At 56.7% G+C, this 22,195-nt stretch carries 20 protein-coding genes and 1 pseudogene; 13 read left to right on the forward strand and 8 right to left on the reverse strand.

The features are described 5' to 3' along the window. The first annotated feature begins 12 nt into the window (after positions 1-12). The 5 genes and pseudogenes from WG219_02185 to fdhA all read left to right on the forward strand — a co-directional run bounded on the left by WG219_02185 (position 13) and on the right by fdhA (position 6,262). A complete protein-coding gene (locus WG219_02185) occupies positions 13-339 on the forward strand; it encodes a sarcosine oxidase subunit delta (GenBank protein WXL26318.1) in 327 nt (108 codons plus the stop codon). Further along, positions 336-3,356: pseudogene (locus WG219_02190) on the forward strand (sarcosine oxidase subunit alpha). Before WG219_02185 ends, WG219_02190 begins: the two are co-directional and overlap by 4 nt. Further along, positions 3,349-3,981, forward strand: a complete 633-nt coding sequence (gene soxG, locus WG219_02195) for a sarcosine oxidase subunit gamma family protein (GenBank protein WXL26319.1) — start codon at positions 3,349-3,351, stop codon at positions 3,979-3,981. The pseudogene WG219_02190 and the gene soxG overlap by 8 nt, the downstream one beginning before the upstream one ends. Positions 3,982-4,042: 61 nt before the next feature. Beyond that, positions 4,043-4,906 (forward strand): formyltetrahydrofolate deformylase, encoded by an 864-nt coding sequence (purU, locus tag WG219_02200; GenBank protein WXL26320.1) that lies wholly within the window; start codon positions 4,043-4,045, stop codon positions 4,904-4,906. 156 nt (positions 4,907-5,062) lie between these two features. After that, a complete protein-coding gene (gene fdhA / locus WG219_02205) occupies positions 5,063-6,262 on the forward strand; it encodes a formaldehyde dehydrogenase, glutathione-independent (GenBank protein ID WXL26321.1) in 1,200 nt (399 codons plus the stop codon). Between the two features lie 51 nt (positions 6,263-6,313). On the opposite strand, the gene WG219_02210 is transcribed toward fdhA, so the two are convergent. After that, positions 6,314-8,011, reverse strand: coding sequence for an acid phosphatase (locus WG219_02210; protein ID WXL26322.1), 1,698 nt, complete (start codon positions 8,009-8,011; stop codon positions 6,314-6,316). A gap of 307 nt (positions 8,012-8,318) precedes the next feature. Here WG219_02210 and WG219_02215 point away from each other — a divergent pair, with 307 nt between their 5' ends. Continuing rightward, on the forward strand, positions 8,319-8,882 hold the full coding sequence (locus WG219_02215) for a DUF2780 domain-containing protein (GenBank protein ID WXL26323.1): 564 nt from the start codon (positions 8,319-8,321) through the stop codon (positions 8,880-8,882). Between the two features lie 358 nt (positions 8,883-9,240). Beyond that, complete coding sequence (locus tag WG219_02220) at positions 9,241-10,482, forward strand: HD-GYP domain-containing protein (GenBank protein ID WXL26324.1); 1,242 nt, start codon at positions 9,241-9,243, stop codon at positions 10,480-10,482. A 33-nt stretch (positions 10,483-10,515) separates the two neighbouring features. On the opposite strand, the gene WG219_02225 is transcribed toward WG219_02220, so the two are convergent. Then, positions 10,516-11,415: an acyltransferase gene (locus tag WG219_02225; protein ID WXL26325.1), complete on the reverse strand. Its 900-nt coding sequence runs from the start codon at positions 11,413-11,415 to the stop codon at positions 10,516-10,518. Between the two features lie 156 nt (positions 11,416-11,571). Here WG219_02225 and WG219_02230 point away from each other — a divergent pair, with 156 nt between their 5' ends. The 4 genes from WG219_02230 to WG219_02245 all read left to right on the forward strand — a co-directional run bounded on the left by WG219_02230 (position 11,572) and on the right by WG219_02245 (position 15,611). Further along, positions 11,572-12,816 (forward strand): HD-GYP domain-containing protein, encoded by a 1,245-nt coding sequence (locus WG219_02230; protein WXL26326.1) that lies wholly within the window; start codon positions 11,572-11,574, stop codon positions 12,814-12,816. Positions 12,817-12,853: 37 nt separating this feature from the next. Then, entirely contained in the window at positions 12,854-13,540 is a 687-nt protein-coding gene (gene creB / locus WG219_02235; GenBank protein WXL26327.1) for a two-component system response regulator CreB, read from the forward strand. Then, entirely contained in the window at positions 13,540-14,970 is a 1,431-nt protein-coding gene (gene creC, locus WG219_02240) for a two-component system sensor histidine kinase CreC (protein WXL26328.1), read from the forward strand. Before creB ends, creC begins: the two co-directional genes overlap by 1 nt. A gap of 209 nt (positions 14,971-15,179) precedes the next feature. After that, positions 15,180-15,611, forward strand: a complete 432-nt coding sequence (locus WG219_02245) for a CBS domain-containing protein (GenBank protein WXL26329.1) — start codon at positions 15,180-15,182, stop codon at positions 15,609-15,611. 49 nt (positions 15,612-15,660) lie between these two features. On the opposite strand, the gene WG219_02250 is transcribed toward WG219_02245, so the two are convergent. The 3 genes from WG219_02250 to WG219_02260 all read right to left on the reverse strand — a co-directional run bounded on the left by WG219_02250 (position 15,661) and on the right by WG219_02260 (position 17,415). Continuing rightward, positions 15,661-16,299 carry a hypothetical protein gene (locus WG219_02250; protein ID WXL26330.1) on the reverse strand — a complete coding sequence of 213 codons (639 nt, stop codon included), beginning with the start codon at positions 16,297-16,299 and terminating at the stop codon, positions 15,661-15,663. Between the two features lie 152 nt (positions 16,300-16,451). Continuing rightward, complete coding sequence (locus WG219_02255) at positions 16,452-16,922, reverse strand: OsmC family protein (GenBank protein ID WXL26331.1); 471 nt, start codon at positions 16,920-16,922, stop codon at positions 16,452-16,454. Between the two features lie 52 nt (positions 16,923-16,974). Beyond that, entirely contained in the window at positions 16,975-17,415 is a 441-nt protein-coding gene (locus WG219_02260; protein ID WXL26332.1) for a DUF2628 domain-containing protein, read from the reverse strand. A 167-nt stretch (positions 17,416-17,582) separates the two neighbouring features. On the opposite strand from WG219_02260, the gene creD reads away from it, so the two are divergent. Both creD and WG219_02270 read left to right on the forward strand, forming a co-directional pair. Then, the gene (creD, locus tag WG219_02265) at positions 17,583-18,941 is read left to right on the forward strand and encodes a cell envelope integrity protein CreD (GenBank protein ID WXL26333.1); all 1,359 of its coding nucleotides are present in this window, start codon (positions 17,583-17,585) and stop codon (positions 18,939-18,941) included. Between the two features lie 44 nt (positions 18,942-18,985). Then, positions 18,986-19,291 carry a hypothetical protein gene (locus tag WG219_02270; protein WXL26334.1) on the forward strand — a complete coding sequence of 102 codons (306 nt, stop codon included), beginning with the start codon at positions 18,986-18,988 and terminating at the stop codon, positions 19,289-19,291. Positions 19,292-19,387: 96 nt separating this feature from the next. On the opposite strand, the gene WG219_02275 is transcribed toward WG219_02270, so the two are convergent. From WG219_02275 to WG219_02285, 3 genes are all read right to left on the reverse strand, one after another. Then, positions 19,388-20,011, reverse strand: a complete 624-nt coding sequence (locus WG219_02275; GenBank protein ID WXL26335.1) for a glutathione S-transferase N-terminal domain-containing protein — start codon at positions 20,009-20,011, stop codon at positions 19,388-19,390. Between the two features lie 110 nt (positions 20,012-20,121). Beyond that, entirely contained in the window at positions 20,122-21,780 is a 1,659-nt protein-coding gene (locus WG219_02280) for a cation acetate symporter (GenBank protein ID WXL26336.1), read from the reverse strand. Beyond that, positions 21,777-22,088, reverse strand: coding sequence for a DUF485 domain-containing protein (locus WG219_02285; protein ID WXL26337.1), 312 nt, complete (start codon positions 22,086-22,088; stop codon positions 21,777-21,779). Before WG219_02285 ends, WG219_02280 begins: the two co-directional genes overlap by 4 nt. Positions 22,089-22,195: the final 107 nt, after the last annotated feature.

Below are 22,195 nucleotides of genomic sequence, written 5' to 3' on the forward strand. Positions count from 1 at the left end.
GGGGGCTGATTTATGTTGCTTATCCATTGCCCGCACTGCGGCGAGTCGCGCAGCGAAGAAGAGTTTCATGCCAAGGGCCAGGCCCACATTCCACGTCCGCTGGACCCGGCGGCCTGCAGTGATGCCGAGTGGGGCGAGTACCTGTTCTTCCGTGATAACCCCCGTGGTATCCACCATGAGCTGTGGGTGCACTCGGCCGGTTGCCGCAAATACTTTAACGCGACCCGCCACACCGTCAGCTACGAGATTCTGGAAACTTACAAGATCGGCGAAAAGCCCAGCGTGACTGAGGCTCCAAGCGATACCAAAACGACCAGTGCCCAAGGAGTACCCGCATGAGCCAGGTCAATCGTCTTGCCCAGGGCGGCCGTATCGACCGCAGCAAGCCTCTTACTTTCAGTTTCAACGGCCAGAGCTATCAGGGCTATGCCGGTGACTCGCTGGCCGCCGCGCTGCTGGCCAATGGTGTTGATGTAGTCGGCCGCAGCTTCAAGTATTCCCGCCCGCGCGGCATCGTCGCTGCCGGTGCTGAAGAGCCCAACGCCATCCTGCAACTGGGCAGCACCGAGGCCGCGCAAGTGCCTAACGTGCGTGCCACCCAGCAGGCGCTGTACAACGGCCTGGTGGCTAAGAGCACAAATGGCTGGCCGAGCGTAAATACGGACTTGATGGGCATTCTCGGTAAGGTCGGCGGAGGCATGATGCCGCCGGGGTTCTACTACAAAACCTTTATGTACCCGCAGAACCTGTGGCTGACCTACGAGAAGTACATCCGTAAGGCTGCCGGTCTGGGTCGTTCACCGACTGAAGTGGACCCAGACAGCTACGACCACATGAACCAGCACTGTGATGTGCTGGTGGTTGGCGCTGGCCCGGCCGGTCTGGCGGCTGCGCTGGCGGCCGGTCGCAGCGGTGCCCGGGTGATTCTGGCCGACGAGCAGGAAGAGTTTGGCGGCAGCTTGTTGAGCACTCGTGAGACTCTGGACAACCAGCCTGCTGCTCAGTGGGCTGCGCAAGCAATCAGCGAATTGTCGGGGATGGCTAACGTCACCCTGCTGCTGCGCGCCACGGTTAACGGCTATCACGATCACAACTTCCTGACCATTCACCAGCGTCTCACTGATCACTTGGGCGAAGTCGCGCCTATGGGCAGCGTGCGTCAGCGCATGCACCGTGTCCGCGCCAAGCGCGTGGTGCTCGCCACCGGAGCTCACGAACGCCCGCTGGTGTACGCCAACAACGATGTGCCGGGCAACATGCTGGCGGATGCGGTCAGCACGTATGTGCGCCGCTATGGTGTTGCGCCGGGACGCAAACTGGTGCTGTCGACCAATAACGATTACGCCTACCGCGTTGTATTGGACTGGTTGGACGCAGGGCTGGAAGTTGCGGCTGTGGCTGATGCGCGGGTCAATCCGCAGGGCAGCTGGGTGGCTGAAGTCCGCAGCCGTGGCGTGCGGATTATTACTGGCAGCGCAGTGGTCGAGGCCATTGGCAGCAAGCGTGTCAGCGCTGCGCGTATCTGCCCGATTGATATCACCAGCCATAAGGTTAAAGGCTCTGGTGAGGCGGTGGCCTGCGATCTCATTGCCAGCTCAGGTGGTTACAGCCCGGTGGTGCATCTGGCATCTCACTTGGGCGGTAAGCCGGTTTGGCGTGAGGATATTCTGGCCTTTGTACCGGCTGAGGGTGGCTTCCAGCAACGCGTGTGTGCCGGTGCTGTTAATGGCGTCTTCACCCTGGGCGATGCCTTGAGTGACGGTTTTGAGGCCGGAGTACGTGCCGCGACCGAAGCCGGTTTTGCTGCCGTGACAGGCACCTTGCCGCAGACCCAAAAGCGCACCGAAGAGCCTGCCTTGGCGCTGTTCCAAGTGCCTCACGACAAGCCGACTTCCCGTGCGCCCAAGCAGTTTGTTGACCTGCAGAACGATGTCACCGCAGCCGGTATCGAACTGGCTACCCGCGAGGGGTTTGAGTCGGTCGAGCACGTGAAGCGCTACACCGCTCTGGGGTTTGGTACCGATCAGGGCAAGCTGGGCAACATTAACGGCCTGGCCATTGCCGCCCGTTCGCTGGGCATCAGCGTGTCGCAAATGGGCACCACCATGTTCCGCCCGAACTACACGCCGGTGACCTTCGGCGCGGTGGCGGGCCGTCACTGTGGTGCGCTATTCGAGCCCAAGCGCTACACCGCCATGCACAGCTGGCATCTGCAAAACGGTGCTGAATTTGAAGACGTCGGCCAGTGGAAGCGTCCGTGGTATTTCCCCCAGGCCGGTGAAGACATGCACGCTGCTGTGGCCCGTGAATGCAAAGCAGTGCGCAATGCTGTGGGCATTCTCGATGCCTCGACTCTGGGCAAAATTGATATCCAGGGCCCGGATGCCCGTGAGTTCCTCAACCGCGTGTACACCAACGCCTGAACCAAGCTGGATGTGGGCAAGGCCCGTTACGGCCTGATGTGTAAGGAAGACGGTATGGTCTTCGACGACGGCGTTACAGCCTGTCTGGCCGACAACCACTTCCTGATGACCACCACCACCGGCGGCGCGGCGCGTGTACTGGAGTGGCTGGAGATTTATCACCAGACCGAGTGGCCGGAGCTGAAGGTGTACTTCACCTCGGTTACCGATCACTGGGCGACCATGACCCTGTCCGGCCCCAACAGCCGCAAGCTGCTGGCTGAAGTGACCGACATTGATCTGGATAAAGACGCCTTCCCGTTTATGAGCTGGAAGGAAGGTCTGGTCGGTGGTGTACCGGCGCGGGTGTTCCGTATCTCCTTTACCGGTGAGCTGAGCTACGAAGTCAACGTGCAGGCCAACTACGCCCTCGGCGTTTGGGAGCAACTGATTGAGGCGGGTAAGAAATACGGCCTGACTCCGTATGGCACCGAGACCATGCACGTACTGCGGGCTGAGAAGGGCTTCATCATTGTCGGTCAGGACACCGACGGCTCGGTCACTCCGGACGACCTCAACATGAGCTGGTGCGTGGGCCGCAACAAACCGTTCTCCTGGATCGGCCTCCGTGGCATGACCCGTGACGACAGCCTGCGCAGCGACCGTAAACAACTGGTCGGGCTCAAACCCATCGACCCGAACAAAGTGCTGCCGGAAGGCGCTCAACTGGTCAACGACCCGAATCAAGCCATCCCGATGGATATGGTGGGGCATGTCAGCTCCAGCTACTACAGCGCGGCCATGGGCTACAGCTTTGCTATGGGCCTGGTTAAAGGTGGCCTGAAACGCATGGGTGAGCGGGTTTTTGCGCCGCTGGCCGATGGCAGTGTGATTGAGGCTGAGATCGTCAGCTCCGTGTTCTATGACCCGAAAGGGGAGCGCCAGAATGTCTAATTTGAGCAATGTGTTTCAACAGCGTCCGGATGCAGGCCGGGCTGAATCGCCTCTGCACCATGCCGGGCTGGCTGAGCTGGTCGGCAAAGGGCCGGCCCACACCGGTGTCACCCTGCGCGAGAAAAAGCTGCTGGGCCATCTGGTGCTGCGTGGTGATGGCAAAAGCGCTGAATTTGCCGGCTCTGTGCATCAAGTCCTGGGCTTGGAGTTGCCCAGCGCGTTGATGCTGGTCAGCAACGGCGACACCTCGCTGCAGTGGCTGGCACCGGATGAGTGGCTGCTGATCGTGCCGGGCGGCAGTGAGTATGAGACTGAGCTGAAACTGCGTGAGGCGCTGAACGGTCAGCACATCTCCGTGGTCAACGTCAGTGGCGGGCAAACCCTGGTTGAGCTGAGCGGGCCAAAGGTGCGCGACGTGCTGATGAAGTCCACCAGCTACGACGTGCATCCGCTCAACTTCCCGGTGGGCAAAGCCGTGGGTAGCAACTTTGCTAAATCCCAGCTGGTGATCCGCCGTACCGGTGAAGACGTATGGGAGTTGGTGGTACGCCGTAGTTTTGCTGACTACATCTGGCTGTGGTTGCAAGATGCCAGCGCCGAATACGGCTTAGCCATTAAAGCCTGAAGATGGAATGGAGCGCCCGGCACCGGCTGGGCGCTCGCACAAGGAAACAGGAGACAGACACATGAGTCGCACGCCGGACACTTGGATACTCACCGCCCATTGCCCCAGCGTGCTTGGCACTGTGGATGCGGTGACGCGCATTCTGTATGAGCAGCAGTGCTACGTTACTGAGCACCACAGTTTCGATGATCGTCTGTCTTCGCGTTTTTTTATCCGCGTAGAGTTTCGTCAACCCGATGCCTTTGACGAGCAGGCATTTCGTGGTCTGCTGGCTGAGCGTCTGGCAGCTTTTAACATGCAGTTCGAGCTGACCCCGCCTGGCTATCGGGCCAAGGTGGTGATCATGGTCAGTAAAGCCGATCATTGCCTGAATGATCTGCTCTATCGCCAACGCATCGGCCAACTTGGCATGGACGTGGCAGCGGTGATCTCCAACCACCCGGATCTGGAGCCGCTGGCGCGCTGGCACGATATCCCTTACTACCACTTCCCCCTTGATCCCCATGACAAACCTGCGCAGGAGCGCAAGGTGTTGCAGGTGATCGAAGAAACCGGCGCTGAACTGGTGATTCTTGCCCGCTACATGCAGGTGCTGTCGCCGGAGTTATGTCGCAGGCTGGATGGCTGGGCGATCAATATCCACCACTCGCTGTTGCCCGGTTTTAAAGGCGCTAAGCCCTACCATCAGGCCTATCAAAAGGGCGTCAAATTAGTAGGCGCCACGGCGCATTACATCAACAACGATCTGGACGAAGGCCCGATCATCACCCAAGGCGTGGAGCCCGTTGACCACGCCCATTATCCCGAAGACCTGGTCGCTAAGGGTCGTGACATCGAATGTCTGACCCTGGCCAAGGCCGTCGCCTACCACATCGAACGGCGGGTGTTCCTGAACGCCAACCGAACGGTGGTGTTGCATGGCTGACGCAGGTTTACCTGCGCAGTAGCAACTCCGGTAACTGAGAGGGCAGACCGCACTGCCTCCGCGGCCTCTCAGACAGTTATGACCCAAACGCTCCAGTGCAAGGCCGCGTGGCCGTTGGCTGCGCCTTTGTATTCATTACAAAAAAGGAGAATAGCGATGTCTGGTAATCGTGGTGTGGTGTATCTGGGTGCAGGCAAAGTCGAAGTGCAAAAGATCGACTATCCGAAAATGCAGGACCCGCGTGGCCGCAAGATCGAGCATGGTGTGATTCTGCGGGTGGTTTCCACCAATATCTGTGGCTCCGACCAGCACATGGTGCGTGGCCGCACCACCGCTCAGGTTGGGCTGGTGCTGGGCCATGAAATCACCGGTGAAGTGATCGAAAAGGGCAGTGATGTCGAAAACCTCAAGATCGGTGATTTGGTTTCTGTGCCGTTCAACGTCGCCTGTGGCCGTTGCCGCTCGTGCAAGGAACAGCACACAGGCGTTTGCCTGAGCGTAAACCCGGCGCGTGCAGGCGGTGCCTACGGCTACGTGGATATGGGCGATTGGACTGGTGGGCAGGCTGAATATGTGCTGGTGCCGTATGCCGACTTCAACCTGCTGAAATTGCCGGATCGCGACAAAGCCATGGCTAAAATCCGCGATCTGACCTGCTTGTCCGATATTCTGCCGACCGGTTACCACGGTGCAGTCACGGCAGGTGTTGGCCCAGGTAGTACAGTGTATGTCGCGGGTGCTGGGCCTGTTGGGCTCGCAGCCGCCGCTTCGGCACGCTTGTTGGGCGCTGCGGTGGTGATTGTTGGCGATGTGAATCCCGCCCGTTTGGTGCATGCCAAAGCGCAGGGTTTTGAGGTGGTTGATTTGTCCAAAGACACGCCGCTGCATGAGCAGATCGCGGACTTATTGGGTGAACCGGAAGTAGACTGCGCGGTGGATGCCGTGGGCTTTGAGGCCCGCGGTCATGGGCATGCCGGTGCGCAGCAGGAAGCTCCGGCTACCGTACTCAACTCCCTGATGGGCGTGGTGCGCGTTGCAGGCAAGATCGGCATTCCGGGCCTGTACGTTACCGAAGATCCGGGCGCTGTGGATGCCGCTGCGAAGACTGGCAGCTTGAGTATTCGCTTCGGTCTGGGCTGGGCTAAATCCCACAGCTTCCACACCGGGCAGACACCGGTGATGAAGTACAACCGCCAGTTGATGCAGGCGATCATGTGGGATCGCATCAATATTGCCGAAGTGGTGGGTGTGCAGGTGATCAGCCTGGATGATGCGCCGCGCGGTTATGGCGAGTTCGATGCCGGTGTGCCGAAGAAGTTTGTGATCGATCCGCACAAGCTGTTCAGCGCCGCCTGAGTCAGTGTTGATCGGACAAACCTTCGCGGTTGCCCGATCACATCAGCCGTTTTATCCCGGAAAAATCAGCGCATTGGTTAAGTCGCCCATGGGCTGCTGTCCGCGGGCAATCATGGCGTCATCCCGAGCTTTGATGCCGTCCAGTGTCTCCAACTGAAACACGCGGGTGATCAGGCGCAGGATTGAAGCGGTGTCGTACACCGTGTGATCCACCGTGCCTTTACGCGCGAACGGCGAGACGACCAGTGCCGGAATCCGCGAACCCGGTCCCCAGCGGTCGCCCTGCGGCGGTGCAACGTGATCCCACCAGCCGCCATTCTCGTCCACCGTGACAATCACCACCATGTTCGGCCACTGCGGGCTTTCCCGCAGCACCTTGATTGCCCGGTCGATATGGCGGTCGCCGCTGGCCACATCGGTGTAACCGGCGTGCATATTGAGGTTGCCCTGGGGCTTGTAGAAGCACACCGGCGGTAGCTTGCCGGCTTCGGCATCGGCAAAGAATTTATTGGTAGAAGACTCGTCACCCAAGCCTCCGTCGCGCAGGTGTTGAGCGCGTTTAGCAGGGTATTGCGGACCCAGTTCTTCGAAGTAGTTGAAAGGTTGGTGGTGGTACTGGAAGTTGGGGATTTTCGGTATGCCGTCAGACGCTTTGAATTCATCAATGGTTGCCTGCCATGCACCACCGTACCACGCCCAATCGATCCCTTTGGCCGACAGCTTGTCACCGATATGCTCGTGGGTTTGAGGCACGAGTACATTCGGCTGGTCGGCTCTGGCGTAATCCGGGTGGGCAGGGTCACGCGATGAACTTGGCCAGTACGGTGGGGCCATGGTGTTGACGGCATAACCGTCTGGCGTCAATGCACTGGGGCCAAACTGTGGCGGGCCTTCCATGGCACTGGCAGGTGAACTGTCCAAGCGCTTAAGGCGGGTGCCTTTGGGGTCGTTACCCTCAAGGGTGGCGATCTGGGACTTAGCGACTGAGTTTGCAGCATCCGGATAGAACGGTACCTGTGCGCTGATCAGGTACTGGTGGTTGAGGAATGAGCCACCAAATGCTCCCTGAAAGAAGTTGTCGCACAGTACAAATTCACGGGCCACGTCCCACAGGCGCAGGGAGTATTTGCTCTGTGCGTAGTAACCCATGGGCAATGCACCGGAGTCAGCCCAGGCGACAAAACCGTCATTCTTACCGCCGTTGATCTGCATCTGGTTCTGGTAGAACACGTGCCACAGATCGCGGGTCGCCACAGACAGCGGCAAGTCCTCGCCACTCGGTCCTTTGAGCGCAAAGGGCGCGTTGGGAAGGTTGTTTTGGAACTGGGTCTGGTTTGGATAGGTGACGCCATCTACAGTTTGCGGCCCCAGTTGTAGAACTCCGCCCCATACCTGAGGCAGTATCACCAGTAAACGACCATCCCGGTCTCGTTGCTGGTAGTCCTCAGGTTTGAGTGCCGAGAGCGGTTTCTCTACGCCGGGGAAGTTGGCGAACAGGTTGTTGAAGCTGCGGTTCTCGGCATAGATCACCACAATGTTTTTCACATTGTCGCGCAGGGCTTTATCCAGCTCGCCAGAGGAAAATCTTCGCTCACCCTCCTCAACACGGATATCGCTGCTTTTGCCGTATGCGCTTAAGGTCGCACCGACACCTAGGGCAGCAACGCCGCCGAGGAATCGGCGTCGAGTGGTTCCAGTTAGGGGCTCAACGCTAGACGGCTGATCTTTAGGGGGAATTTTTTCGCTCATGAGATCTCCTGATTTCTTATTCTGACTATCCGTTACAAAATGTTTCATTTGTTCGGGGTGGCCGGATGATCTGCCAGGCGGGTACGGTGAGCGGGATGGAATATTCTGAAACTTTGGCCAAAACTGGCTTTTATGCGTTTATGCCCTTGTGGGCTACACGAGCATTTAGAGCGGTTGCTCTGACATGGCTGCTTTGAGTCACCAATGGGGGCACATTGCATATGATGGAACGATCGAATCAGTTATTGGGTCGAACCAGCGTTACTCGCCGCAAACGCGGCGTCATTTCTGTTTAAGAGGTTTGCTGATGAAAATTTCCCGCAGCGTTGTACTGGCCAGTGTTCTGAGCTTGGGTGTGAGCCCGGTATTTGCGGCTGGCTTTAACCTGAATGATGCAGCCGGTGCGCTCTCGACGCTGAGCGGCGGAAAGGCTGCAACAGGCAGCACGGCGCAAACTGCTAACCTGATCAGTGCACTTTCCGACCTGAATGTCACTCCGCAGCAGGCGGTAGGCGGTACGGGCGCAATGCTCAGCTTGGCCAAGAACCAGCTCAGCGGTACCGATTATTCACAACTGACCCAGAGCGTCCCTGGGGTCGAAAAACTGGTGGGCAGTGAAGGCCTGAGCAACCTCAGCGCCCTGAGCGGCCTGCTGGGTAAGAAGAACACCGCAACGCCGAGTTCGGCCCTGCAAGATGCCGTTGGCAATGTGCAGAACGCCGCTGATCTGAACAGCGCTTTCAGCGCGCTGGGCATGGATGGTGGCATGGTCAGCCAATTTGCTCCGATCCTGCTTCAATACCTAGGGCAGCAAGGCGCGAGCAATTCATTGCTGAGCAGCCTGGGCAACATCTGGGGCGCTGCTAAGTAAGCGTCGTGGTCTGGAGCCCATCCTTTACATGGGCTCCAGCCCTCTTTTGGGTATGCCCTCTACGATTGACCTGCGTTGATTTGTCGCAATGACTAATCGTGCTCTGTCCCCGGCAGCGCACAGCTTAAGGCACGATTCGCAGGCCCTCATCGAGGCTTCTATCTGTCGGATTCTCGGCAATATCTCAGGCAAAAATACGGCTCTTGAGCGATAATGGCACGGTAGTAGCAATATCGATCTATTTGTGTTGCCGTGAAGCGAATTTCGAAGAGACTTAGTGTTTTTTGCAGAAATCCCTTAGTGACATGCCGATGGGTGGATCATGGTGCTACATGTCTGAGGCATTTCGAATTCGATTATGTTGAAACGTATTGCAGTCGCTGATCTGCGAGTAGGAATGTACATTCACGAGTTTTGTGGTGCATGGACTGCCCACCCGTTCTGGCGCTCAAAATTCCTACTCAACTCCCCAAAAGATTTAGAGCGCATTAAGTCCACGACCATTGCGGAACTGTGGATCGATGTCAGCAAAGGACTCGATGTTCAACTCGGTGCGCGTAGTGCTACCCCTGAACAAGTCGCCGCTGAGGCCGAGGCCAGCCTGCTTGTTGTGGCAGAGGATAAACCCCTGCCTGTAACCAGCAGCATGGAAGAGGAAGTTCGGCGTGCTTATCAGCTGTGCGAGCGTTCTCGTGAAGCGGTCATCGACATGTTTACCGATGCGCGCATGGGCCGGGCCCTACATTTTGAGCAGGCAGATGATCTGGTGAGTGAGATTGCCAGCTCAGTTCGTCGCCACCCTGACGCACTAATCAGTCTGGCCCGTCTTAAAACCGCGGATGAATATACCTTCATGCATTCGGTTGCTGTGTGCGCACTGATGATTGCGCTGGCACGGCAACTAGAGCTGGACGAGCAGTCTATTCGTGAGGCGGGCCTCGCTGGGCTTTTGCACGATATTGGCAAAATGTCGGTCGCCGACGCTGTTCTGAACAAACCGGGCAAGCTCACTGACACTGAGTTTGGTCAGGTGCGGCTACATCCGGAGGCTGGTGCTCGTCTACTTGCAGAGGGCCAAAAGGTGAGCGAGCGCGTGGTAGATGTGTGCCTGCATCATCACGAGAAGGTGGACGGCAGTGGCTACCCACATCGGCTTGTGGGTGACCAAATCAGCCTGTTTGCGCGGATGGGGGCGGTATGTGATGTGTACGATGCAATCACATCCAATCGCCCGTACAAAAAAGGCTGGGACCCAGCAGAGTCCATTCGCAAAATGGCGGAATGGACCGGCCATTTTGACCGGCATATCTTCCAAGCGTTTGTGAAAGCCGTGGGTATTTACCCGGTGGGGTCTCTGGTTCGTTTGCAGAGTGGCGCGATAGGCGTTGTGATTGAGCAAAAGCCGGGCTCACTGCTAACGCCTAAGGTCAAAATTTTCTTCTCGTCGAAGTCCCGCTTGCCGATCGCTCAGGAGGTTATCGACCTGAGCAAGTACGTAGGCCGGGAGAAAATTGTCAGCCGTGAATGTGCCAAACAATGGGGCTTCCGCAATATCGACCAGTTGTGGAATAACCAAGCGGCACCGGGGGCTTCAGCCTAGCGGTGGTGCTTGATGAGCAACAAAGCAGCGGTATCACGCTGCTTTGTTTTGTTCAGCTTTAATGGCCGTGATGCGGGCGTCTTTTTCTTCCCAAAGTTGTGTCACCCAGCCTTGAACAAGGCTTCGAAAACTCGGGTCGTTCTCGTAGTCGCCCTGATAAAGCTGCGGGTTGAGTTCACGGGTTTGAATATCAACGATCACCCGATCAACCTGACCGCTGATCAGCTCCCAGAACCCTGGTATGTGATCACCGGGGTAGACCAACGTCACGTCCAACACCGCATCCAACTGCTCCCCTAATGCGGCCAGCACAAACGCAACGCCCCCCGCTTTGGGTTTGAGCAGGTGTTGGTAGGGGGATTGTTGCTGTGCTTTCTTAGCAGGGGTGAAGCGTGTGCCCTCAAGGTAGTTAACAACAGTGACAGGCAGATCCTTGAACTTTTCACAGGCTCGTTTAGTGATCTCTAAGTCTTTACCCTTCATTTCAGGATGCTTGGCCAGATAGGCCTTGGAATAACGCTTCATAAACGGGTAATCGAGCGCCCAAAAAGCCAGCCCCAGAAACGGCACCCAGATCAGCTCTTGCTTAAGGAAGAATTTGAAGTAGGGCGTCTTGCGGTTGAACGCCTGAACCAGTGCCGGAATATCGACCCAAGACTGATGATTGCTGATGACCAAGTAAGACGTACTTTGACGTAGGTCAGCATTACCGCGGATATCCCACTGCACGGGAAGCAGGGTGGCAAAGATCAATTTGTTGATTTCTGCCCAGGTTTCGGCGATCCACATGACGAGTCTGGAACAGGCGTTCTTGAGCGGTTTTCCAGGCAAGACGAACTTGCCTAAAGCCACGATAAGCATGGGGCCAATCAGCGTGATGGTGTTGAGTAATGCTAAAAAAATGACACTCGTAGCCGTCAGTATTGGGCGCATGAAAGCTCCTTGCTGTGCATAATATCCCCACCATTAACAGGCCTATAAGGTCGTTTAGTCGGGCAACGCAGTTGTTTTACCTGATGTAGTTTACTTCGAGCTGAGGATCAGCTTTTGAGTTTGGGGTGCTGGATGTGCCTGGCTCTGTGAGCCACCATGTTGAAGTGTATTGCCGTATCTGATTTGCGTATTGGGATGTTCATTCATGAGTTCTGCTGTTCATGGATGGATCACCCTTTCTGGAAAACCCGTTTTCTACTCAACAACGAAAAAGACCTGCAGCGCATCCGTGCCTGCGGCATGCAAACCATCTGGGTTGATGTCAGCAAAGGGCTGGATATCGCCCAGGGCAGGCCCAGTGTAAGCCCTGAACAGGTCAACGCAGAAGTTGACGCCGAGTTGTTGGCCAGTGTTTCCACTGTGCCCCCGCATCAGCATCAGTGGGGGCAGTTGAGTGATGAGGTGCAGAATGCAGCAACATTATGTGCCCGCTCTAAAGATGCTGTTGTCAGCATGTTCGCTGATATTCGTATGGGCAAAGCACTGGACATGCAGCGGCTTAATCAGCAGGTTAATCAAATTACCGACTCGGTAATGATGAACCCTGATGCCTTTATTGCTCTGGCTCGCCTGAAGCGTATCGACAATTACACCTACATGCATTCGGTTGCCGTGTGCGCGTTGATGATCGCGCTGGCGCGGCAGTTGGGCTTGGATGAGGACTCAGTGCGTGAGGCCGGGTTGGGGGGGCTGTTTCATGATGTTGGCAAGGTAACGCTGCCGCGTAAGCTACTCAGCAAGCCCGGTAAATTGACCACTGAGGAGTTCAACCGTGTACGGGGGCATCCCGTCTCTGGTGCACAGCTGCTTGGGCGTTTGCGCCAGGTCAGCCCTCAGGTGCTGGACGTCACTCTGCATCACCATGAGCGGCTCGATGGCAGTGGTTACCCAGATGGTTTAGTTGGCTCACAAATCAGCCTTTTTGCGCGTATGGCAGCTATTTGTGACGTCTATGATGCCCTGACCTCAGATCGCGCCTACAAACCCGGATGGGACCCTGCGCTGGTTTTGCGCAAGATGGTGGCTTGGAAAGGACAATTTGATATTCGTCTGCTTCATGCCTTTGTTAAAGCCATTGGTATCTATCCGGTGGGGTCGCTGGTACGGCTGAAAAGTGGCCTGATTGGGGTGGTTGTCGCGCAATCAGCGGCGTCATTGTTGCAGCCGTTGGTAAAGGTCTTCTTTTGCACCACGACGCGCTCTGTGGTCGCACATCGAATCATTGATCTGAGCGAGCGGCAAATTGACGAAACCATTGTTGGCCTTGAGTGTGCGCAGAAGTGGGGCTTCACCAATCTAGACCGGCTGTGGCTGGATAACTTGACGCAAGGGCAGGGCTAACGCAGGCTCGCCTGCAGTGCCCTGGAGTCGGATTTCCATGCCCCATATTTTGATCGTAGAAGACGAAGCCGCTATTGCAGACACCCTGATTTTTGCCCTGCATAGTGAAGGCTTTACCACGCATTGGGTCAGCTTGGCTGAGCAAGCGCTGAGCGAGCAGCAGAGTAATCCTGCTGATTTGCTGATCTTGGACGTGGGGCTGCCAGATATTAGCGGCTTCGAGGCTTGCAAACGGTTGCGGCGCTTTTCTGATGTGCCGGTAATTTTTCTAACGGCCCGTAGCGAGGAGATTGACCGGGTCGTAGGGCTGGAAATCGGTGCGGACGATTACGTGGTCAAGCCATTCAGTCCTCGTGAAGTGGCAGCGCGAGTCAAAGCGATTCTCAAGCGTGTCGCTCCCAGAGCCGAACAGACGATGCCGCCCGAAGACAGCCTGTTTCAGGTGGATGAGCTACGGGTGCAGATTCATTACCGACAGCAACTGCTGGGGCTGACCCGCCACGAATTCCGTCTTCTGCAACAGCTGCTGGCGCAGCCGGAGCGTGTCTTTACCCGCGAGCAATTGCTAGATGCGCTGGGCGTGGCGAGTGATGCTGGTTATGAACGCACCATCGACAGCCATATCAAAAGTCTGCGCGCCAAACTGCGACAGATAAATGAGCAGGCAGAGCCGATCCAGACCCACCGTGGGCTCGGTTACAGCTACTCACCGAGGCACGCCTGATGCCATTGGGAATACGCATCTTCCTCGTGTATTTCCTGTTTGTCGGCCTGTCTGGCTGGTTTGTGTTGAATACCGTGATGGATGAAATCCGTCCTGGCGTTCGCCAGTCCACTGAAGAAACACTGGTCGACACGGCCAACCTGTTGGCTGAGCTGTTGCGTGATGACTTCAAAGCCGGTCGTTTGCAAAACAGCAATCTTCCGCTTTTGCTCGAAGCCTACGGCCGTCGCCAACCCCAGGCACAGATATGGGATGTGAAAAAAGAGGCGGTCAATCACCGAATTTATGTGACCGATGCCAAGGGCATTGTTGTACTGGACTCAAGCGGCCAAGCGGTCGGGCAAGACTACTCGCGTTGGAATGATGTGTTGCGAACCCTGCGCGGGCAGTATGGCGCTCGCTCCAGTCTGGAAGACCCGACTGATCCGGACTCCTCCGTCATGTACGTCGCCGCCCCTATAAAAGACGGCAGCCAGATCATCGGCGTGGTGTCCGTCTCTAAACCCAATCGAACCCTACAGCCTTACATCGAACGCTCAGAGCGACGGTTAACCTGGTTTGGTGGTGCATTGATCGCACTGGGGCTGCTGGTGGGAGGGCTGCTGTCGTGGTGGCTGAGCGGTTCTGTACGTAAGCTAACCCGCTATGCCCAACAAGTCAGTGCTGGTGAGCGCGCCGAGCTGCCACAGGTGCGTGGTGGCGAGCTGGCTCAGTTGGCTCAGGCGCTTGAGCGCATGCGTACCGAGTTAGAGGGCAAAGCCTACGTTGAGCGTTATGTGCATACGCTGACCCATGAGCTGAAAAGCCCGCTAGCGGCCATTCGCGGTGCGGCTGAGTTGTTGGATGCCGATATGCCTGCCGAACTGCGACAGCGCTTTGTCAGCAACATTGATCAGGAAAGCCTGCGCATGCAGCAACTGATTGAGCGGCTGCTGCATCTGGCCCTGGTCGAACAGCGTCAGGGCCTTGAAGAGCTGGCCGATATTGCTCTGCGGGAGTTGGTCGGGTCGTTGCTGGATGCACAGATGGCGCGCATGGAAAGTGGTGGTATTCGGGTTGAGAACAGTATTGACCCGGTACTGACGATTCGTGGCGAACGCTTTCTGTTGCAGCAGGCCCTGACCAACCTACTGGAGAACGCCTTGGACTTCACCCCCTCCGGAGGTTGGGTGCGCTTTGATGCACAAGTGCAGGATAAATACCTGAGCCTGAGTGTATTCAATCAGGGGCCGGCTATCCCGGACTACGCACTGGAGCGTGTCAGTGAACGTTTTTATTCGCTGCCACGGCCTTCGACAGGGCGCAAAAGTACAGGGCTAGGGCTGAATTTTGTCGCTGAAGTGATGCAACTGCACGGCGGACAGCTGCTGGTCAGAAATGCCGACGATGGCGTAATGGTTTGCCTTATGCTCCCACGGGCTGGGAAATAGCGCGCTGAGTGCAATTTGTGTTCGGTAATTGGCTGGATAGCGCACTCTAGAGCGGCTTGTCCATGGATTGGCATTAAGCGTTGCTATAGTCTATTTCTATTAGTACTTCGGTTTGGTTGCGGGCAATTTATGCGCATTCGTTGCCTGCCTCGCGACCGTATAGACGCTTGTAAGCCGGGTACATATATAAGATCGAAGGGGATAACAGCATGATCACAGTCGCCGAAATACTCAGAGCTAAACCCAATGCCGCTGTATTCAGCGTTGGTCCGGACACCTCAGCACTGGATGCAGTCAACGTGTTGGCTGAGAAAGGCATCGGTGCATTGGTCGTGCTGGATAAAGGCAAGCTGGTCGGCATCGTCAGTGAACGTGACTTCGCCCGCAAGTTCGAAGTGCTGCACAACTCGTCTCTGGATACGCCCATCAGCCAGATCATGACTGCCAATGTCATCACCGTTGGCCCCCGCGATACATCGCAGGAGTGCATGCAACTGATGACTGATCGTCACCTGCGCCACTTGCCTGTGGTGGCTGAAGGCGAGCTGATTGGTCTGCTGTCGATCGGTGACTTGGTCAAACACACCATCGCCGAACAAGCCAGCCTGATTCACCAGCTGGAGCAGTACATTCGCGGTTAAGCACATGCACAGAGGCCGTTAACCCACAGGTTAACGGCCACCTGCTGCACTATTCTTCCAGCGGTAATCCGCACTCAGAGCGCCACTCTTGTTGCATGGCCCAATGCGCGGGCGCGTCCTCACCAGCGGCCTCACGAAACGCAGCCAGTTTTTCGTCATAGCAGGCTTCACCCTCCGCAACGACTGGCTCCGGCTCCACTGGCGCCGGACGCTCCTCAGCCAGTTCAAGCAACGCTTCCTTGGCGTCTTCAGCTTCATTCAGCACATCATCGATGTCCATGCCATCCAGGCGCTCTTTGAGCTGATTGATCAGGCCGCGCACCTGCATCAGGTCACTGAACATATGAGGCGGAATATTACTGCCGTCTTTAAACAGCGCCTTGATCTGATCACCGTTGAAATCAGGGGTTTGTTCGGCGTGAATCAGGACCAGCACAGCACCGATTGCGGCATCCACGTGCGAGGCTTTCTGCGGATAACTGCTCTTCATCTCCTGCAGGCTGCTGTAGAAGGCCTGATCGCTTTCGCCGTTAACTTCAGGTTCGCCTTTAATGATGATTACAGGCCAAGTTAACCCTCGCCCGAGGTTGTAGGCGTAGCTCATGTGCTGGGTGGCCCCAAAGAAGTAACCCCAGCTAGCAAACAGCACAGAGATCAGTAGATAGCCGACAATCAGCTTACTTTTCAAAATCAACCTCGAAGTCGTCAGGAATGGTATGTGCGCCATTTATGGCAGCGGCCAAGTGTAATGGCGCTTTGACTTATTGGTACTAAAGTAACGACTTTTGTGGGTGATAATTTTGACGCGTAAGAAGGTTGGCGAGCTTTGTCACGTTTGTTTCAGTTCTTGAAACGTGGTTCGCATCGCACGTCAGATTTCACCGAGTTGGCGATAAAGCATTCCTCATGCGCCAGATGGTGCATCTGCTCAATCTGCTGCCGCGTTGGCAGGCGCTCGCCTGAGAAAGTGACTTCCGGTCTCAGCACGACGGTGGCGATATACAGCTTGCCTGCCTCGTTCTTACCCATTTGTCCGCTAACGCGGTCGTTGTAAGTGTCTACACGGAAGCGGCGTTTGGCTGCGATGGAGAGAAACCACAGCATGTGGCAGCTGGACAGCGATGCGATAAAGGCTTCTTCCGGGTCCAGGGCATTGGGATCAGAGAAGGGCAGCGGCACCACATGCGGTGAGGATGACGCCGCGATTTCCTGACCACTGTCAAAGCGCAGCCAATGGCGGCGGCTGTACTGGTTATCGAGAAAGTCCTGCTCACCGCGTTGCCAGCCCAGTTCCGCAACATACTCATCCATGTTCAGGTACCTCCTTGAAAAGACGGTTATAGAACGACCGGTTTATCTCGCCTCACCACCAGCCGTTGTCGTTCAGCAGCATTTTTTTGTAGTAGTCGATGTTGGCGCGGGCAGCGAATACGCCAGCCAGACCGTAGCTGAGTGCGCGGGTGAATTCGCCGTAGCCAAACTGCTCCATCACTAGACCGACAGTGATTGCCACCGCAGCACATACCGCAAACAGGCTCAGAGCCTTTCTCCACATACCTTTAGCGATGTAGTAGAGCGGCCCAAAGAAAAAGGCCAGTAGGTTGAACATGCCGATCTGCCTGCGCTCTGCTTTGCTGAGATGCTTGAAGTGGGGCATTTTCGGACCGCCGGCGAGACTCAATGCGCTAAAGCGTTTTTTCCAGGTGTCGGAAGTCTCAAGCGCAGCAATCTGCTCGTCCGTCACCTGTGCTTGTGGGTCTGCAAGGCTGGCTTGGGGTGTGGCGTAAGGGGAGTGCTGTGTCATCAGTCTTCATCCTTGGCTGAGTTAGGCCACGCTACGCATTTACTCGGTCGCTGTCCATGAAGACGAGTGCCGCCATTGACTCTCCACACACTCTCCACGTTGTCTCCATAAAACCAGCATACGGGCTGCCCAGACTGAACTCACCTGAACCATTGGAGCGTTCCGAGATGAACCGAGTGCTGGGCTTTAAATTGGGGGCCATTGCCCTGTTGATTCTGTTGTTGCTGGTTCCCTTGATGATGATTGACGGGCTGGTGAGTGATCGTCAGTACCAGCGCGAAGAAGTACTGCGCGATATCGCCCGCAGTTCCAGCTTCAGCCAGAACATCACCGGGCCGATTCTGGTGGTGCCGTTTGTGAAGAAGAATCACAAGTGGAAAACCGTCACAGCCACTGGAGAGCGCTACATGGAAGAGCAAACCTCTCAGGGGCGCTTGTACTTCCTGCCAGAGCGTCTTGCCGTGAAGGGTGATATTGGCACTGAAGAGCGGGCGCGGGGTATCTATAAAGCCCTGCTTTATCGCAGCAATAGTCAGATCAGCGGTTCGTTCAAACTTCCAGACAGAATGGGGCTGGGGGATGAACTGGGGATGTATGAGTTTGGTAAGCCTATCCTCGCGGTTGGCATCAGTGATGTGCGCGGCATCAGCAATGACCTGCAGCTGAACATTAATGGTAATAAGCTGAGCTTTGCTCCTGGCAGTGGTGAAAATCTGTTGGGGGAGGGCGTGCATGCAGAGCTGCCGCAGCTGGATAGCCAGGGCGGGCAGACTCTTGAGTTCGCTTTCAACCTTAAGTTGCAAGGCACCGAGAAACTCACCCTTACCCCTGTGGGACGCGATACTCAGGTTGAGCTGACCTCGACATGGCCGCACCCGAGTTTTACCGGCGATTACCTGCCGCATACACGAGAGATCAGTGCTGAGGGCTTCAAGGCGAATTGGCAGACCAGTTTCTTTGCCACCAACATGGAAGAGGTGCTTAATCAGTGCATTCGTCGTGGCGACTGCGAAACCCTCAGCAGCCGTAGCTTTGGCGTGAGCTTTGTTGATCCGGTCGACCAGTACTTGAAGACCGACCGGGCGATCAAATACGCGCTGCTGTTTATCGGCCTGACCTTCGCCATATTCTTTCTCTTTGAAGTGCTCAAACGCATGGCCGTACACCCGGTGCAATACGCATTGGTAGGGATGTCACTGGCCATGTTCTACCTGCTGTTGCTGTCCCTTTCCGAGCACCTGAGTTTCGCCCTGGCCTATGCCGTTGCCGCCTCGTCTTGTGTGCTGTTGATTGGCTTCTACGTCAGCTTCGTGTTGCGCAGCGCGGCTCGTGGTGGCGCCTTTGCCGGGCTGCTGGCGCTGCTCTATGGCCTGCTCTTCGCCCTGCTTGGCGCGGAGGATTACGCCTTGCTGATGGGCTCGGTACTGGTCTTCGGTGTGCTCGCCGGGATCATGGTGCTGACGCGCAAACTCGACTGGTACAGCGTGGGCAAAACTGCGCAACCTACTTACCAACTCGATAACTGAAGCAGGCACGGGCGCAGGCTAACCTGCGCCCACGGAGAACGATCATGTTTGGCAAATTGATGAGTTTTACCGGCTGCTTTGCCCTTGGTTTGGTGCTGTCCGTGATCCTTTTAGTGGCGCTGATGTTCTTTGGCCAGTTTGACCTGATCAAGCTGCTGCAACTCAGCGGCAAGCCGCTGGCTCAGATGGGGCTGATGTTTCTCCCAGACGTACTGTGGGACAGCCTTAGCGGGACCACGGGCGCTGCAGGTAATCCTAACGTGCAGTCATTTCTGAGCTTGTGTACGGCGTTGGGTCAGGTTGCTCTGCTGTTGGGCGCAGGTTTCTACCGCCTGTGGTATCGCTCATGAATGTTCATGTGGGATTGCGCGAAGAGCGCCGCGCCGGGCGTTTGTTGGCCCGGCGTATAGCGCGCTTGTTTGGGACGATTCCAGCCGCCCAACGGCTCAAATCGGCGGCTGGGTCGCCAGCATCTCAGGGTGTTGGCTGAATTGGCTGTACCAGTCGGCCAGTTGCGGGAAGCGTTCACGCCAATTTAGGGTGGGCAGGCGCAGGTCGAGATAGCCGAGGGCGCAGCCCAAGCTGAGGGTGGCGATATTCACGGACTGGCTGAGGCCACTCGCAGCTTCTTGTTCAAATTGTTGCAGCGCACGTTCGATCTTGTTTTGTTGACTGTTTAGCCATTCAGGAGAACGCAACTCTTCGGGGCGCAGGAACGTCTCGTAGCGGATCAGAATCGCCGCATCGGCGATGGCGTCCGCCAGTGAGGCCAGTGTCAGTTGCTGCCAGCGTTGTGGACCACTGCGTGGGATCAGGGGTTGGCCGCTGTGCTGATGGTCAAAGTAATCAAGGATCACCCGGCTGTCGTGCAACGTGCTGCCATCGGGCAGGCACAGGGCTGGAATCTTACCAGCAGGGTTTCTGCTGTTGACCCGCTGGCTGGGTGTGTTGGGCGTCAGTTGCACTTCCTCAACGTTGACCGAGTCCAGTTGTCCGGTATGGCGCAGCAGCACCAAGACCTTACGTACAAACGGTGATGCAGGTGCAAACAGCAAAGTAGGTTTGGTCATGACACAAGGCCTTAAGGTGGCGTGAGTGCTGAGCATAGTAGGCAGCATTGCTCGCGTTGGAAATAAAAAAGGCAGCCCGGAGGCTGCCTTCAATCTGCTTACACAGTGTCTTAGTGAGCGCTGGCAGCGCTGGCCCCCAGACCTGTTTGCGAACGGACGAACTGCGGTAGGAAGCGTGCACGTTCTTCGTTGGCAGCGTGGGACTTGTCGGTGATCGAGAAGAACCAGATACCGATAAAGGCCACGATCATTGAGAACAGTGCTGGGTATTCGTACGGGAAGATCGCTTCGGCGTTGCCCAGTACCTGAACCCATACGGTTGGGCCGAGGATCATCAGGGTGACCGCAGTGATCAGGCCCATCCAGCCGCCGATCATGGCGCCGCGGGTGCTGAGGTTTTTCCAGTACATGCTCAGAATCAGCACTGGGAAGTTGCAGCTCGCTGCGATGGAGAAGGCCAGGCCAACCATGAAGGCGATGTTCTGCTTCTCGAAGGCAATACCCAGCACGATGGCCAGAATGCCCAGCGCCACAGTGGTGATCTTGGAAACGCGCAGCTCGTCTTTCTCGTTAGCTTTGCCCTTCTTGAACACGCTGGCGTACAGGTCGTGGGATACCGCTGAAGCACCGGCCAGGGTCAGGCCAGCGACTACCGCGAGAATGGTGGCAAAGGCTACGGCCGAGATAAAGCCGAGGAACCAGCTGCCGCCAACGGCATTGGCCAGGTGAACCGCAGCCATGTTGTTACCACCGATCAGGCCGCCCGCTGCATCACGGAAGTCTGGGTTGGTGCCCACCAGCAGAATCGCGCCGAAGCCGATGATGAAGGTGAGGATGTAGAAGTAGCCAATAAAGCCGGTTGCGTAGAACACCGATTTACGTGCTTCTTTAGCGTCGGATACGGTGAAGAAGCGCATCAGGATGTGTGGCAGGCCAGCTGTACCGAACATCAGCGCCAAGCCCAGAGAGATGGCAGACAGCGGGTCTTTAACCAGACCGCCAGGGCTCATGATGGCTTCGCCTTTCGGATGCACAGCAATGGCTTCGCTGAACAGTTTGGCGAAGTTGAAGTCGACGTGTTTCATCACCATCAGGGCCATGAACGAGGCTCCGGAGAGCAGCAATACAGCCTTGATGATCTGTACCCAGGTGGTGGCCAGCATGCCGCCGAACAGCACGTAGAGCACCATCAGGATGCCGACCAGCACCACGGCGACGTGGTATTGCAGGCCGAATAGCAGCTCGATGAGCTTACCGGCGCCGACCATTTGTGCGATCAGGTAGAAGGCCACAACCACCAGCGAGCCGCTGGCGGACAGGGTGCGAATTTGCTTCTGGCCAAGGCGGTAGGAGGCCACGTCGGCAAAGGTGTATTTGCCCAGGTTACGCAGACGCTCAGCGATCAGGAACAGGATCACCGGCCAGCCAACGAGGAAGCCGATCGAGTAGATCAGGCCGTCGTAGCCGGAGGTGAACACCAGTGCGGAAATCCCCAGGAAGGAGGCTGCCGACATGTAGTCACCGGCAATTGCCAGACCATTCTGGAAACCGGTGATGCTGCCACCTGCGGTATAAAAATCCGAGGTGGATGTGTTGCGCTTAGACGCCCAGTAGGTGATGTACAGGGTCGCGCCGACGAAGGCGATAAACATGATGATGGCGGAGGTATTCAGCGGCTGGCGCTGAACATCGCCTTCCAGTGCGCCTGCGGCCCAGAGTGCAGGTGCCAGGGCCATCAGGCCTACGGCGGTGAGGATGCGGGTGATCATTTCTGCACCTCGTCGAGGATTGCCTGGTTGAGGGTGTCGAACTCGCCGTTGGCGCGGTGCACATAGATGCCGGTCAGCACAAATGCGGCCAGAATCAGGCCTACGCCGATTGGGATACCCCACGTGACGGACGAGCCTTCGCTCAGCGGTGTGCCGAGCAGTTGTGGCTCGAAAGCGATCAGCAGAATGAAGGCCACATAGAGGCCGAGCATGATGGCGGAGAGGGTCCAGGCGAACCGGTCGCGGGTAGCGACCAGTTCTTTAAAGCGCGGATTGGCTTGAATCCGTGCGTAGCTGTCGTCGTGCATTATTGTTGTCCTCGACGGTGGTTGGTGAGCTAACTCTAGGCTTGCTCCGTCGAAGTGACAGGCGACATTAGTCGTAGATCAGGGGCGTTCTAGACGAAGGTCGTAGA

It is taken from the genome of Pseudomonas mendocina (assembly GCA_037482215.1).
Taxonomy (GTDB): Bacteria; Pseudomonadota; Gammaproteobacteria; order Pseudomonadales; family Pseudomonadaceae; genus Aquipseudomonas; species Aquipseudomonas mendocina_E.

What these genes read in the sequence shown, in the direction of transcription:
- purU (WXL26320.1), top strand. Translation starts at nt 4,043, where the DNA reads ATGAGTCGCACGCCGGACACTTGGATACTCACCGCCCATTGCCCCAGC.
- WG219_02245 (WXL26329.1), top strand. Translation starts at nt 15,180, where the DNA reads ATGATCACAGTCGCCGAAATACTCAGAGCTAAACCCAATGCCGCTGTA.
- WG219_02225 (WXL26325.1), bottom strand. Translation starts at nt 11,415, where the DNA reads ATGCGCCCAATACTGACGGCTACGAGTGTCATTTTTTTAGCATTACTC.
- WG219_02275 (WXL26335.1), bottom strand. Translation starts at nt 20,011, where the DNA reads ATGACCAAACCTACTTTGCTGTTTGCACCTGCATCACCGTTTGTACGT.
- WG219_02285 (WXL26337.1), bottom strand. Translation starts at nt 22,088, where the DNA reads ATGCACGACGACAGCTACGCACGGATTCAAGCCAATCCGCGCTTTAAA.
- creD (WXL26333.1), top strand. Translation starts at nt 17,583, where the DNA reads ATGAACCGAGTGCTGGGCTTTAAATTGGGGGCCATTGCCCTGTTGATT.
- fdhA (WXL26321.1), top strand. Translation starts at nt 5,063, where the DNA reads ATGTCTGGTAATCGTGGTGTGGTGTATCTGGGTGCAGGCAAAGTCGAA.
- WG219_02220 (WXL26324.1), top strand. Translation starts at nt 9,241, where the DNA reads ATGTTGAAACGTATTGCAGTCGCTGATCTGCGAGTAGGAATGTACATT.
- creB (WXL26327.1), top strand. Translation starts at nt 12,854, where the DNA reads ATGCCCCATATTTTGATCGTAGAAGACGAAGCCGCTATTGCAGACACC.
- WG219_02260 (WXL26332.1), bottom strand. Translation starts at nt 17,415, where the DNA reads ATGACACAGCACTCCCCTTACGCCACACCCCAAGCCAGCCTTGCAGAC.
- WG219_02215 (WXL26323.1), top strand. Translation starts at nt 8,319, where the DNA reads ATGAAAATTTCCCGCAGCGTTGTACTGGCCAGTGTTCTGAGCTTGGGT.
- WG219_02280 (WXL26336.1), bottom strand. Translation starts at nt 21,780, where the DNA reads ATGATCACCCGCATCCTCACCGCCGTAGGCCTGATGGCCCTGGCACCT.
- soxG (WXL26319.1), top strand. Translation starts at nt 3,349, where the DNA reads ATGTCTAATTTGAGCAATGTGTTTCAACAGCGTCCGGATGCAGGCCGG.
- creC (WXL26328.1), top strand. Translation starts at nt 13,540, where the DNA reads ATGCCATTGGGAATACGCATCTTCCTCGTGTATTTCCTGTTTGTCGGC.
- WG219_02230 (WXL26326.1), top strand. Translation starts at nt 11,572, where the DNA reads ATGTTGAAGTGTATTGCCGTATCTGATTTGCGTATTGGGATGTTCATT.
- WG219_02210 (WXL26322.1), bottom strand. Translation starts at nt 8,011, where the DNA reads ATGAGCGAAAAAATTCCCCCTAAAGATCAGCCGTCTAGCGTTGAGCCC.
- WG219_02255 (WXL26331.1), bottom strand. Translation starts at nt 16,922, where the DNA reads ATGGATGAGTATGTTGCGGAACTGGGCTGGCAACGCGGTGAGCAGGAC.
- WG219_02185 (WXL26318.1), top strand. Translation starts at nt 13, where the DNA reads ATGTTGCTTATCCATTGCCCGCACTGCGGCGAGTCGCGCAGCGAAGAA.
- WG219_02270 (WXL26334.1), top strand. Translation starts at nt 18,986, where the DNA reads ATGTTTGGCAAATTGATGAGTTTTACCGGCTGCTTTGCCCTTGGTTTG.